This window comes from Nocardia asiatica NBRC 100129, assembly GCF_000308415.1.
Lineage (GTDB): Bacteria > Actinomycetota > Actinomycetes > Mycobacteriales > Mycobacteriaceae > Nocardia > Nocardia asiatica.
In genome coordinates, this window is record NZ_BAFS01000250.1 from 1 (window position 1) to 13731 (window position 13731).

Annotated in this window: 10 protein-coding genes; 3 read left to right on the forward strand and 7 right to left on the reverse strand. The window is 69.8% G+C overall.

Annotation, left to right across the window (positions count from 1 at the left end):
- From ON27_RS24300 to ON27_RS44155, 3 genes are all read right to left on the reverse strand, one after another.
- On the reverse strand, window positions 1-4355 hold a 4355-nt coding region (locus tag ON27_RS24300; protein ID WP_043732404.1), incomplete at its 3' end, for a non-ribosomal peptide synthetase.
- 305 nt (window positions 4356-4660) lie between these two features.
- Window positions 4661-5644: a helix-turn-helix domain-containing protein gene (locus tag ON27_RS24305; RefSeq protein ID WP_043732408.1), complete on the reverse strand. Its 984-nt coding sequence runs from the start codon at window positions 5642-5644 to the stop codon at window positions 4661-4663.
- A 143-nt stretch (window positions 5645-5787) separates the two neighbouring features.
- Window positions 5788-6663 carry a M23 family metallopeptidase gene (locus ON27_RS44155; RefSeq protein WP_043732411.1) on the reverse strand — a complete coding sequence of 292 codons (876 nt, stop codon included), beginning with the start codon at window positions 6661-6663 and terminating at the stop codon, window positions 5788-5790.
- A 182-nt stretch (window positions 6664-6845) separates the two neighbouring features.
- Here ON27_RS44155 and ON27_RS24315 point away from each other — a divergent pair, with 182 nt between their 5' ends.
- The 3 genes from ON27_RS24315 (at window position 6846) to ON27_RS24325 (ending at window position 9039) form a co-directional block, all read left to right on the forward strand.
- Window positions 6846-7910: a nitronate monooxygenase gene (locus ON27_RS24315; protein ID WP_174377878.1), complete on the forward strand. Its 1065-nt coding sequence runs from the start codon at window positions 6846-6848 to the stop codon at window positions 7908-7910.
- A gap of 60 nt (window positions 7911-7970) precedes the next feature.
- Window positions 7971-8363 carry an SCO5389 family protein gene (locus ON27_RS24320; RefSeq protein WP_043732414.1) on the forward strand — a complete coding sequence of 131 codons (393 nt, stop codon included), beginning with the start codon at window positions 7971-7973 and terminating at the stop codon, window positions 8361-8363.
- Between the two features lie 127 nt (window positions 8364-8490).
- A complete protein-coding gene (locus tag ON27_RS24325) occupies window positions 8491-9039 on the forward strand; it encodes an HD domain-containing protein (protein WP_043732418.1) in 549 nt (182 codons plus the stop codon).
- Window positions 9040-9054: 15 nt separating this feature from the next.
- On the opposite strand, the gene ON27_RS24330 is transcribed toward ON27_RS24325, so the two are convergent.
- The 4 genes from ON27_RS24330 to ON27_RS24350 form a co-directional block, all read right to left on the reverse strand.
- Window positions 9055-10692, reverse strand: a complete 1638-nt coding sequence (locus ON27_RS24330) for a long-chain fatty acid--CoA ligase (RefSeq protein WP_043732578.1) — start codon at window positions 10690-10692, stop codon at window positions 9055-9057.
- Window positions 10693-11235: 543 nt separating this feature from the next.
- Window positions 11236-12255: a cation diffusion facilitator family transporter gene (locus tag ON27_RS24335; protein ID WP_043732419.1), complete on the reverse strand. Its 1020-nt coding sequence runs from the start codon at window positions 12253-12255 to the stop codon at window positions 11236-11238.
- Window positions 12252-12647: an ArsR/SmtB family transcription factor gene (locus tag ON27_RS24340; RefSeq protein WP_043732421.1), complete on the reverse strand. Its 396-nt coding sequence runs from the start codon at window positions 12645-12647 to the stop codon at window positions 12252-12254. The genes ON27_RS24335 and ON27_RS24340 overlap by 4 nt, the downstream gene beginning before the upstream one ends.
- Before the next feature lie 552 nt (window positions 12648-13199).
- A complete protein-coding gene (locus ON27_RS24350) occupies window positions 13200-13649 on the reverse strand; it encodes a DoxX family protein (RefSeq protein ID WP_043732426.1) in 450 nt (149 codons plus the stop codon).
- Window positions 13650-13731 lie beyond the last annotated feature (82 nt).

Here is a 13731-nt window from a genome sequence, read left to right on the forward strand (position 1 = left end):
CCCGCGACATAGATCTCACCGGCCACCCCCACCGGCGCCGGATGCACCCGGTCGTCGAGCACATACGCGTCCAAGCCCGGCAGCGCCCGCCCGATCACACTCGCCGGGTTGTCGGCCATCTGCTCATCCAGCGACAGGAACGACACGTGCACCGTGGTCTCGGTGATGCCGTACATGTTCACCAGCCACGGCGCGTCCACCGGGTGACGCTCGTACCAGCGCCGCAACTGGCGCAGATCCAGCGCCTCACCACCGAACACGATGTAGCGCAGGGCGAACTTGCCCTCGTCGTGGTGTGCCGCGCGGTCGGCCTCGGCGAGCTGATAGAACGCCGACGGGGTCTGGTTGAGCACGGTGACCTGCTCGCGGATCAGCAGTTCCCGGAACTGCTCCGGCGAGCGGGAAGTCAGGTAGTCGACCACGACGACGGTGCCGCCGTTGGCCAGCGCGCACCACAGTTCCCACACCGAGAAGTCGAACGCGAAGGAATGGAACAGCGTCCACACGTCGGTTTCGTCGAACTCGAACAGCAACTGGGTGTTGGCGAACAACTCGACCACGTTGCGATGAGCGACACCTACGCCCTTCGGCACACCGGTGGAACCGGAGGTGTAGATGACATACGCCAGGTGGTCCGGACGCAGCGGCGTCACACGCTCGCGGTTGCGGACCCGTGCCTCGTCGTAGCCGGTGGTGTCCTCCAGCAACAGCACGGGGACATTGCCCGCCGGTAGGGACTCCCGCTCGGCAGCGGTGGTCAGGATGGCGACCGGTGCGGCGTCTTCGAGCATGAACTCCAGCCGCTGTACCGGATAAGCGGTGTCGATCGGCAGATACGCCGCACCCGCGGTCAACACACCCAACAGGGCGACCGGCAGTTCTTCGGTCCGTGGCACCGCCACGGCCACCACGGACTCCGGGCCCGCGCCCAGGGCGATCAACGCGCGCGCGACCTGGTTGGCGCGCCGGTGCAGCTCACCGAAGGTCAACGCGGTGTCGGCGTACCGGATCGCGATCGCGTCCGGACGGCTACGGGCTTGGGCGGCGATGACCTCGACCAACGTCACCTCCGGCACCACCGCGCCCGGAGTGGACCACTCGTGCAGCACCAGCTCCCGCTCGCCCGCGGCCAGCACATCGATATCACCGACCACCGCCGACGCGTCCGCGGCCACCGCCGCCAGGATCCGCCCGAACCGATCCGCGAAATCCTGAACTGTCGCCGGATCGAACAGATCCGTGGCATAGGTGAACGCCGCCGACAAACCCCGCGGCTGCCCGTGCCGATCGATGTCCTCCGACAGCGCCAGCTGCAGATCGAACTTCGCCAGCGGCACCGCCAGGTCCACCGCCGACACCGACAGTCCCGGCAACTCCAGTTCGGTGCGCGCCAAGTTCTGGAAGGTCAGCATCACCTGGAACAAGGGGTGCCGCGCCGGCGACCGCACCGGGTCCAGCAGCTCGACCAGCCGCTCGAACGGCACGTCGGCGTGCCCGAACGCCTCCACGTCCACCGAACGCACCTGCCGCAGCAATCGGTCGAACCCCACCCCGGGATCGATCTCGGTCCGCAGCACCAACGTGTTGACGAACATGCCGACCAGATCGTCGAGTTCCGCCTCGCCACGCCCGGCCACCGGCGTTCCCACGGCGATATCCCGGCTCCCGGACAACCGCGCCAGCAACACCGCCAACGCCGCGTGCACCACCATGAACAACGTCGCGTTGTGCTCGTGCGCTACCCGCACCAACCCCGCGTGCACCTCCGCGTCCACCTCGAACGCCAGCGTCGCGCCCCGATGCGACGCCATCGCCGGGCGCGCTCGATCCGCGGGCAGCTCCAGCTGCTCGGGCAATCCCGCCAACCCCGCCCGCCAGAAGGCGATCTGCCGGGCCAGCAACGACTCCGGATCGTCCTCGGCACCGAGGATCTCCCGCTGCCACAACGCGAAATCGGCGTACTGCACCTCCAACGGCGCCCACCCCGGCGCACCGCCGCGCGTGCGCTCCACATACGCGCTCATCAGATCCCGCGTCAACGGACCCATCGAGAACCCGTCACCCGCGATGTGATGCACCACGCACACGAGAACGTGCTCGGTATCGCTCAACTCGATCAACCGCACCCGCACCGGCGGCGCCGCCGTCACGTCGAAACCCTCACCCACAGCGGCGGCTACCAAGGCGGGCACCTCCGGCTCACCCGCGCGGCGCACCATCACATCCGGCACCGCCCGCGCATCGCCCACCGGCAACACCACCTGATAACCCACACCATCCACGTCCGGATACACCGTGCGCAGCACTTCGTGCCGCTCGGCCAGATCCCTCACCGCCGCGCGCAGCGCCGCCACGTCCAGACGTCCCGACAACCGCACGGCGACCGGAATATTGTTCACCGCGCTGCCCGGATCGAACCGGTTCAAGAACCACATCCGCTGCTGCGCGTACGACAGCGGCACCCGCTCCGGCCGCGGAAGCGCACGCAACGCCTGCCCCGCCGCCGACCCCGCGTGCGCCTCCACCCGAGCAGCCAGCCCAGCCACGGACGACGCCTCGAACAGCAACTGCACCGGCACCCGCGCACCCAGCGCCGCACCGACCCGAGCCGCCGCCTGCGCGGCCAACAGCGAATTACCGCCGAGCTCGAAGAAATCGTCGTCCGCACCGACGCGCCCGTCCTCCTCGGGCACCAGCAACGCCGCGAAGACTTCCGCGACGATCTCCTCCACCGGGGTCGACGGCGCACGGAACGCGCGAGCGGCGAACGTCGGCTCGGGCAACGCGGCACGGTCGAGCTTGCCCACCGGCGTCAGCGGGATCTTGTCCAACGTCATGATCGACGCCGGAATCATGTACGCGGGCAACGACTCCCCGAGGTACTCGGCGAGCGCGCCGGTGTCCACGTCGGCTCCCGGGCGCGGCAGCACGTAGGCCACCAGCGCGGTCGCACCCGACGGCAGGGTCTTGCCGAGGGTGGCCGCGAAATCGATGTCCGGGTGGCCGGTGAGGGCGTTGTCGATCTCGCCCAGTTCGATGCGGAAACCGCGGACCTTCACCTGGAAGTCCGAGCGCCCCAGGTATTCGATGACGCCGCCGTCCTGGCCCGCGGCCTCGGTGCGGCGCACCAGGTCCCCGGTGCGGTAGAGCCGCGCGCCCGGGTTGCCGGTGTCGGCGCCGAACGGGCTGGCGACGAACCGCTCGGCGGTCAGGCCCGGCCGGTTGAGATAGCCCTGCGCCAGCGCGGCACCGGACAGATAGAGTTCGCCGACCACCCCGGCCGGCACCGGACGCAGCCGTGAGTCCAGCACGAACGCGCCGACGCCCGGGATGGCCGTGCCGATGGTGACGGGCTCGTCCGGCGTCATCGGTGGGGTGCTGGTGGCGAGGATCGTCGCCTCGGTGGGGCCGTAGCCGTTGTAGAACTCGTGCTCGCCTGCCCAGCGGCCGACCAGTTCCGGGCCGAACTTGTCCCCGGCCACCACCACGGCCTGCAGGTCCTCCAACCCCGCCGGATCCACCGATTCCAGGGCGCCCGGCGTGATAAGCATGTGCGTAACGCGTTCGCGCCGCAGCAGCTCCGCCAGCTCGAAACCGCCGAAGACGGTGGGCGGCGCGATCACCAGCGTCGCTCCCGAGGAGAAGGCCAGCAGCAGTTCGAGCACCGAGACGTCGAAGTTCGGCGAGCAGACGTGCAGCACGCGCGACTCCTCGGTCACCCCGTAGTGCTCGCGCTCCGCGGCCACCAGCCCGGCCAGGCCGCTGTGCGTGACGACGACGCCCTTGGGTTTGCCGGTCGAGCCGGAGGTGTAGATGACGTAGGCCGGATGCCGCTCGTCCAACGGGCGTACCCGGTCGGTGTAGGAAATGGGATGCGCCGGACGCGCGGCGATGCGCGCGGACTGCACCGGGTCGTCCAGCTCGATCCAATAGACGCCGGTGCCGAGCGCCGCTCGGTGCGCCGAGGTGGTCAGGCCGACCGTGGCGCCGGAGTCGGCGACGATGTGGTTGATGCGGTCGGGCGGATACGTCGGGTCGACCGGCACGTAGGCCGCGCCCGTCTTGGCGATGGCCCAGACCGCCAGCACCGACTCCACACTGCGCGAGATTCCGATGGCGACCACGTCGCCGGGACCGACGCGGCGTTCGATCAGTTCCCTGGCCAGTCGCGAGGACGCGGCGTCCAGCTCGGCGTAGGTGAGTTCCCGATCGTCGGCCGGGTCTCCGGTCGGATTGAACCGGATCGCGACCTCGGTGGCGGCGGACTCGACGGCGGCGGTGAGCAGCTGCGCGAAGAGCGGACTGCCCGACCTGCGGCGACGGCTACCGCGAGCGGAACGACGGGCGGTTTCCATTCGAGTGCATTCACCTCTCGCATCGAGCCAGGACCCGGGGCGTAGCCTGCTCGGGGCTTGTTATCCGGGGCCAGCGCGGACCGGGCAATCATATAAGGGACTGACCGCTGAACCCGCGCGCTGTATTGGATTGCTATGGGATTGCCGCGGCTGCCGCCACCGCACTCCGCGCCCCCTGCCTTCCGTGCTGTCCTCTCGTCGGGCACCGCCCCCTCCCCCTGGAATCGGTGTCTTGCCTGATCGCCTGCCGTTATATCGGCGCGCGGCCCGTCATGTTGCAAAAGCACCCGGATCGGTGAACATGTTCACAACCATCCGCGCCGAGTGGCTTGCACCCCCGCCTGGAATCGCGTGCTCGCGCCGAGACGCTCGAGCAGCCGGGCGGTCCGGCGGACCACGGTGCGCCGGGACATCCCCAGCCGGCGCGCGATGGTGTCGTCGGTCGCGCCGAGCCCCATCAGGGTCAGGATCGCGCGGTCGCGTTCGTCCAGCGCCTCCGCGGCCGGATTCACCGAGATGGGCGCGGCCATCGCCCACAGGACGTCGAAGGTCTTGATCAGCAGCTCGAGCGTGGGCGACCCGGTGATGCGCAGACCCATCGGGTCGGGCCTGCGTTCGTCGGCGTGCAGCACCAGGCTGGCCCGCTCGTCGTCGCTGATGATCAATTTGAACGGCGGCTCCGGCAGCGTTCTGGCCTGCGCACCGCTGGCGTTGGTGGACAGCGCGTGGCGCAGGCGCTCCGGGTCCTGGTAGACGGTGTCCTGGTACAGGGTCTGATAGCGGATGCCCTCACCGAGCCTGGCCCGTTTGAGTTCGAACAACTGGCGCTCGCGTTCCGGATCGCTGAGATACGGGCCGCGCTCGACCAGCTTGACGCAGCTGCGCGCGGCGTTCTGCATTTCCTCGAAGTCCGCGAGCATCTCGAGTCGCTCGTACACCGGCACCACCGCGCCGTTGCCGCGTGGCGAGCGACGCACCGAGCGGAACGTCTCGCTCAGCCGCGCCGCGGCAGCGTGCATCTGATTGATCTCCTGCTGTCTGCGCCGCGCCTCGGCTTCGGACAACGATTCCGGCGCGTGCGCGTCCCATCGTGGTTCGCCGTCGGGCGACTCGATACGGACCGCGGCACGCAATTCACACAGGACATCCAACGAGTCCGCCGCGAGGTCTTCCGAAACGCCCAGGTACTGCGCGATTTCGGCGAGACTCGATCGCGGATGGTGCACCAGCACGGCATAGACACGGCCGTGCGGTGACCCAGGCTCGAAGATGTCGCCCAGCTCGATCACGGCCCGAGCCTAGCGACCGACCGGTGTCCGTGGGGCCGCTCCACGAGACGCGCACGCGATCGGCTTCCCGCGCGATCGCGACACGGGCAGCTCCACTGCGCGCAACCACGCGCTTGTCGGAATATCAAGCCGGACAGAAGAAGTCAGTGGATGGACGGGCCCCACTCCATGGGCACGCCTTTGGCGGCCAGATACGGCAGTGGGTCGATCTTGGCGCCGGCCTGGTCCCAGATCTCCAGGTGCAGGTGCGGACCGGTGGACTGGCCCCGGTTGCCGACGGTGGCGATCACGTCGCCCGCGTTCACCCGCTGGCCCGCGTGCACGAACATCTCGTTCACGTGGCCGTAGACCGCGGTGGTGCCGTCGTCCTGCAGCACGCGCACCCACAGGCCGAAACCGGAGGCGGGCCCCGCCTCGATCACCGTGCCGTTGCTGACCGAGTGGATCGGCGCACCGAGCGCGTCGGCGAAGTCGACGCCGTAGTGCATCGCGCCCCAGCGGCTGCCGTAGCCGGAGCTGATCGCGCCGGCCACCGGGCGCACCGCGGGCGGGGCCGGAGCGACCTGCTGCTGCACGCCCTTGAGGACCTCTTCGGCATGGGCCAAGGGCGCGGCGATCTCCGGAGGAAGATTGGGGATTCCGAACGGGGCCGCGACCGGGGCCGCGACCTGGCTCGCGACCGGAGCCGGCTCCGGCGCGACCTCGGCGACCGGCTCGGCGGCGGCCTTGGCCTCGGCGACCGGCAGGATGCTCGAGCCCTTTACCGTGGAGGCGGCCTGCTGCTCGTCATCGCTGTCGTGCGACCCGGGCAGCAGCGGCGCGGCGTAGGCGAGCGCCGGAGCGGCCTGGCTGGCGGCACCGATGAGGGCGCCGGCGGCGACGGCGGCGGTCGCGGCGGCTTTCACCCGCTCGGTGGCGGACGGCTCGGCGCGGTGCCGCTTCGGACGGCCCGTTTCGCCGCCCTCGCCGAGGAGGCTCTGGACGGTAATGGAACTGGGGCCTACACGGTGCTGCGACAAAGCTTTGTCCTCGGTCGTAGAACAGGGTCCGGGATGCCTGCCCGGCCCACCGGTTCATAACGATCCGATTTCGCCGGGCGATAACGGTTTGGCATCCGTCGTGACGGGAACTCTACCTCGTCGTGACCATTCCGCAACCTTCCAGCGGAAAAACGCTGGTGAGGCTCGGGTCACATGTCCAGATGAGCGAGAATCAATCCGTGATCCTCGACCATGTGGACGTTCCGATCGTGCTGGCCCCGATGGCGGGCGGCCCATCCACCCCCGAGCTGACCGCCGCGGTCGCCGAGGCGGGCGGCTTCGGGCAGTTGGCCGCCGGCTACCTGAGCGCCGCCGACACCGCCGCGCGCATCACAGCGACCCGGGCGGCCACCGGCAAACCGTTCGGGGTGAATCTCTTCGTGCCGGGCCCCGCGACTCCCCCCGCCGACCTGGCGGACTACCTCGCCGAACTCGGCGCCGACCACGAACTCGGCGACCCGCGCTTCGACACCGACGACTGGGCGGCCAAGCTCGATCTGCTCGTCGCCGACCCGGTCGCGGCCGTCTCGTTCACCTTCGGCTGCCCGAGCGCCACGGACGTCGCGCGGCTGCGCGCCGCGGGCTCGGAAGTCTGGGTGACGGTCACGTCGGTGGCCGAGGCGCGCGTCGCGGCCGACGCGGGCGCCGACGTCCTCATCGCCCAGGGCGCCGAGGCGGGCGGGCACCGCGCGACGTTCACCGACCGGCCGGAGGACGACGCGACCGACCCGCTCGGCCTGCTGGCGCTGCTGCAACTGCTCACCGCCGCCACCGACCTGCCGCTGGTGGCCACCGGCGGCCTGGCGACGGGCGCGGGCATCGCCGCGGCGCTCGCGGCGGGCGCGACGGCGGCGCAGCTGGGCACCGTCTTCCTGCGCTGCCCCGAGGCGGGCACCCACCAGGTGCACCGCGCCGCCGTGGCCGTGGACACTCCGACGATGCTCACACGCGCTTTCACCGGACGCAGGGCGCGCGGGCTGCGTAACCGATTCCTGGTCGAGCACACCGCGACCGCGCCGACGGGATACCCGGAGATCCACTACGCCACCGCCCCGCTGCGGGCCGCCGCACGCGCGGCGAGCAACCCCGAAGAGGTCAATCTCTGGGCGGGCCAGACGCATGCGCTCGCACCGGAGCTACCCGCGGGCGAACTGGTCGCGACACTGGCCGCCGCCACGAAAACCGCTCTGGAGGCCGCTCTTTCGCGCCGAATCCAGCATTGTTGACAACGAGTTTCGTTTAGACTCGACTGGCATCGCACGCGTCCAGCACTGGAGGAGAGCGCCATGTCCCTTGATGTCCCCACCGCACTACTCGAACGCGCCGAGCGTGGCGAGGTCGACGACGCCGACTTCGTCGAGGTCGTCCGCACCTCGCTGCCCTACGCCTGGGAGGTCGTGAGCCGGGTCGCCGGTGAACTGCGTTCCGGTGACGAGGAATACGCCGACAACACGATCGCGCCGCCGGACGAGACGGCCCGCGGACAACTGCTGCGCGCCATGGCCTCCGACGCCATCCGCGGTGGACTGGAGCGGCACTTCGGCGTGAAACTCGCCTTCCAGAACTGCCACCGGGTCGCCGCGTTCCCGATCTCCGCGGTCGGCGGCGAGACCTACACCACCTTCATCGGCACCCGGGCCCAGCTGCTCAACCAGAGCCCGGAACTGCGCAACTGCTGAGCGGCGCGAGCTGAACACCCGGCGCGGCAACCGTTTCGGTCCGCGCCGGGTGTTTTCGTATCCGCGACCCGCGCGGCCGCGCGTCGCCACCGTGCCCGGCGCCGCTGCTGGCGTAGGGTGAACCGCCATGAGCAGCAACGATCTTCGCGGTGAGGTCGAAGTCCGGCTCGCGCCGTGGCAGCAGCAGCTCGGGCCCGACCGCGCCGCCTACACCAATCACGTCCTGCGCGTCCTGGCGCTGTGCGACCTGCTGGCCGCCGATCAGCAACCCCGGCCGAGCGCACGCGAGGAGTTCCTGACCGCGGCCACCCTGCACGACATCGGCATCTGGTCGGCGGGCAGCTTCGACTACCTCGGCCCCTCCTGCGATCTCGCGCGCGCCTGGCTGTCGAGCATCGACCGCGCCGAACTGACCGGGCTGGTGGTGTCGATGATCGACGAGCACCACAGGGTCCGGCCCGCGGGACCGCCGCACGACCCGGTCGAGATCTTCCGGCGCGCCGACGCGATCGACGTCGAACTCGGCCTGCTCGGCCGGTTCGGCATCTCCCGCCGAACCTATCGTGAGCTGGCGAAACGCTATCCGAACCACGGCTTCCACCGCAGGCTGGCGCGGCTGGCCGCACGGCGGCTGCGGACCCACCCCACGTCACCACTGCCGATGCTGAAGTGGTGACGCGGGGCGCCGGGTTCAGCCGAGCGTGATGACGTCCAGGTCGCCGTCGGCGTACTGGCTGCGCAGCCGCTTCTTGTCGAACTTGCCCACGCTGGTCTTGGGCACCTCGGCGATGAACGTCCAGCGTTCCGGCAACTGCCATTTCGCGAACTTGTCGGCCAGGAAATCGCGCAGCTGCGCCGGTTCGGCCTCGGCGCCCTCGGCGAGCACGATCGCCACCAGCGGGCGCTCGTCCCACTTCTCGTCCGGCACGCCGATCACGGCGGCCTCGGCGACCGCGGGGTGCCCGATCACGGCGTTCTCCAGATCCACCGACGAGATCCACTCGCCGCCGGACTTGATCACGTCCTTCGAACGGTCCACCAGGGTGAGATAGCCGTCGGGGCTGATCTTGCCCACGTCGCCGGTGCGCAGCCAGCCGTCGTCGAACTTCTCCGGATCGACCGGCGAGCCGTCCGGCGAGTAGTAGGAGCTGGTGATCCACGGACCGCGCACTTCCAGCTCGCCCAGCGACACACCGTCGTTGGGTACCACGCCGTCGTCGCCCACCAGACGCGCCTGCACACCGGCGGGGAAACGGCCCTGGGTCACCCGGTAGGCCCACTTGTCCTCGTCGGTGACCGCGGTGGCGGGCGGATGCGCGACGCTGCCCAGCGGCGAGGTCTCGGTCATGCCCCACGCGTGCAGCACCCGCACGCCGTGCTCGTCCTCGAAGGTGCGCATCATCGACGGCGGCACGGCCGAACCACCCACCACCACCGCGCGCAGATGCGTGATGTCCTGCGGATTCGCCGCCAGCGCCGCCAGTACCCCACCCCAGATCGTGGGCACCGCCGCGGCGAAGGACGGCTTCTGCGCGGCCATCATCTCGAGCAGCGGGCCCGGCTGCAGGAACCGGTCCGGCATCAGCAGATTCGACCCGGACATCAGCGCCGCGTACGGCAGGCCCCAGGCGTTCGCGTGGAACAGCGGCACGATGGCCAGGATGGTGTCGGTGCCCAGCAGTCCCATTCCGTTGTTCGCACCGACCTGCATGGCGTGCAACCAGTTGGAGCGATGCGAGTACACCACGCCTTTCGGATCGCCGGTGGTGCCGGAGGTGTAGCACATCGCGGCGGCGGAGCGCTCGTCGATCACCGGGAAGTCGTAGGTGTCCGGCTGCCCGCCGAGCAACTCGGTGTAGGCGTGCACCTGGACGCCCTCGGGCGCGGTGAGCGTCGCGGCGTCGCCGTTGACCACGACGACGTGCCGGACGGTCTTCAGGTGCGGCAGGATCTGCCCGAACAGCGGCACCAGCGTGCCGTCCACCAGCACCACCTGGTCCTCGGCGTGGTTGGCCACGTAGACGACCTGCTCGGGGAACAGCCGGATGTTCAGCGCGTGCAGCACCGCGCCCATCGCGGGCACCGCGATGTAGGCGACCAGGTGCTCGTTGTTGTTCCACATGAACGTGCCGACCCGGTCGCCTGCCCCGATGCCCAACGCGCGCAGCGCGTTCGCCAACCGCGCCGACTCGGCGCCGACCTCGCGGTAGGTCATGGTGCGCACGCCGGTCCCGGTCCAGGTGGACACGGTCGAATCGCCGGCGAACGTCGATGCGTAGCGCAGCAACGTCGCCAGCGACAACGGCTCGTCCTGCATGGTGCTCAACATCGGAACTCCTTCTTCTTCGGTGACTTCCCGTCGGAAAGCCGAGTCGGTTTCGGCCACCTCGGGGGATGTAGCGGCTGATCGGCGCGTGCGGTCCGCGCTCGATGAGCAGGTGCGAGACGAATGCCGTGACGCCTTCGGACGCGACGACTCGGCCGGGCCTGCGCGCATACCCGGATGGCAGGACACGCGCCGCTGCGATACAGCAGTCGCACGCGCTCGGCGTAGTCGGGAGCGAGACCGGCTTCGGCGGGATCCGCCTCCGCCCCGATCGACGCGACGGCGTCGAGATTTTCCGTGATGTGACTACGTCGGACCAGGTGGGGCTGCTTCGGAAAGGTCGGTACACGCGCCGGCATGGTTCAGCACGCACCGACCATGAGCCACATCACATCGGCGATGCTACCCAACGGTAGGCCGCTCGGGGCAACGCCGATCGGGGAATCCAGGAGCACCCATCCGATGGCGGGCGCCCTCAGTGCCCGCTGGTCAAGTCGACGCCGGGCCCGCACCGCGCGTTCCGGTCCGCGGCCGGTGACCGAAGCCTCAGGCGCCGACCGTCCCCGGTGCCGCGACCTCGGTATGCGCCGGATAGGCGTGTACCACGGCCGTGTCCAGCTTGGGCATCACGTGGGTGAGCGCGTGCTGGGCCTCGTGCGCGACCCGATGCGCGTCCGCGAGCGTGATCGCCGGAGAGACATCCAGTTCCACGTCGGCGTGCAGACGATGGCCGATCCACCGCATCCGCAGGCTGCGCACGCCCTGCACCCCCGGCTCGGCGGCCAGCGCCCGCTCCGCCGCGGTGACCAGCCCCGGCTCGACGGCGTCCATCAACCGGCGCAGCACGTCGCGCGCCGCGGTCCGCAGCACCGCCAGGATGGCGACGGTGATCAGCAGGCCGACGATCGGATCCGCGAGCGGGAACCCGAGCGCCACCCCACCCGCGCCGAACAGGACAGCCAGCGAGGTGAACCCGTCGGTGCGCGCGTGCAGACCGTCGGCGACCAGCGCCGCCGAGCCGATCCGCCGTCCCACCCGGATCCGGTACAACGCGACCGTCTCGTTGCCCAGGAATCCGATCAAGCCGGCCGCGGCGACCCAGCCGAGATGCTCCAGCGGCACCGGGTCGAGCAGCCTGCGCACCGCCTCGTAGCCGGCGATCAGCGCCGACAAGGCGATCATCGCGACGACGAAGAGGCCGGCCAGGTCCTCCGCCCGGCCGTATCCGTAGGTGTAGCGCCGAGTCGCGGCCTTACGGCCCAGTGCGAACGCGATCCACAGCGGCACGGCGGTCAGCGCGTCGGAGAAGTTGTGCACAGTGTCCGCGGCGAGGGCGACCGACCCCGACGCGGCGACGATCACCAGTTGCAGCGCCGCGGTGCACCCGAGCACCACCAGACTGATCTTGACCGCGCGGATGCCGACCGCGCCGGTCTCCAGCGCGTCGTCGATGCTGTCGGCGGCGTCATGGCTGTGCGGGACGAAGATCTCCCGCAGGACCCCGCCCAGCCCCGGCCGATGCCGGTGATGATGATGCCCGGCGTGGTGGTGATGGCTATGGGTCATGACGCACTCGCCCCGTCGCTGCCTGGTAGTTCCCGCACCACGCCCACGCCTCGGTGATGCGCCGGGACACCCGGCCCCGCGTGCTCGGCGTTGTACACCGCGTCCACTACCAACTGCCGCACGTGCTCGTTCTCCAAGCGGTAGAAGATCGTCGTCCCCGATCGGCGGGTGTTCACCAATCGCGCCATGCGCAGTTTGGCCAGATGCTGCGACACCGAAGGCGCCGGCTTGCCGACTTGCGCGGCCAAGTCGCTCACCGACAGTTCGCGGTCGACCAGCGCCCAGAGCAGGTGCACACGGGTCGGGTCGGCGAGCATGCGGAACGCCTCGACAACCAGGCCGACCTGGTCCTCCGCGAGCGGCGGTCGCGGTTCCTGGCTATCTGCATTCATAAGCAGATAATAGAACAGGCGTTGCCCGGATGCCAGGCGTCGCTCCGGGCCGGCGTGCCGGCGGCACCCCCTGCGTTGCCGCCGACACACCGGTCGACCCCGAATTCGAACAGTCTTTGTCTTAGCCGAGGGTGGCGCCACTGCGCCAGACCATCGGAGCGATATCACCCGAATGAGACAAACCAAGACCGCGCGCTGCGGGGCCATTTCGCCTCAACGCCCCGGCACACCTCCGTGACCAGCCCGAATGACGCGGCCCCGCAGCGATGTTCACGCGCACCTGCGCACACAGCTGCACGTGCAGCACACGAGATCTCAGTGTCCCCGCCACGACAGCGGTACCGGATCACCACGCAGCTCTACCGGTCGTCTTCAACGACGCTCCGATGCCCGGACGCGACGGCCATCTGGGGCAGCGCCCGAGCCCGGGCCGCCGCGGACCAGATGGCCGCTGAACCGATCGCCGCCAACCCGACGGGCGATCGATCCGAGAACGCACGACTGGCGATCGGTGGGTGGGCCCACCGATCGCCAGTCGTGCTCATGAATTCGTCATCGCGACAACGTGTTGCGCAGATCGGTGATGGTGGCGCGGCGCTCGTAGGCGATCCAGGCGAAGATCGCGGCGAGCACCAGCGGGAAGATTCCCATCATGGGCTTGTCGGCGATGAAAGCCTGCGTCCCGGCGGCGAGCACGGTGAGAACGGACAGACCCACCGCAGCCAGGGCACTGACTCGTGGCACCATCAGACCGATACCGCCCGCGACCTCTACGACTCCGATGAAGATGAGCAGCCCGAGGGGGATGGTCAGATTCTCGGGGGCGTTGTCCGCCAGAACGTTCGGGATGACGAGCTTCGGCCCGCCGGAGGCGATGATGAAGAACAGGCCCAACAGGATCTGCAGGGTCCACAGGACACGGTTGCGGACCTTGCCCGGACGGGCGGTGACGTCGGCGGAGAAGTCGGCGGTGGGGTTGGCGGTGGGGTTGGCGGTGGTCATCTCTGGTCCTTCTGGTCGGTCGCGCCGGGTTGGTAGCGCGTTCACCAGATAGGACGGAGCACCGTCCGAGGACTCATCGCTG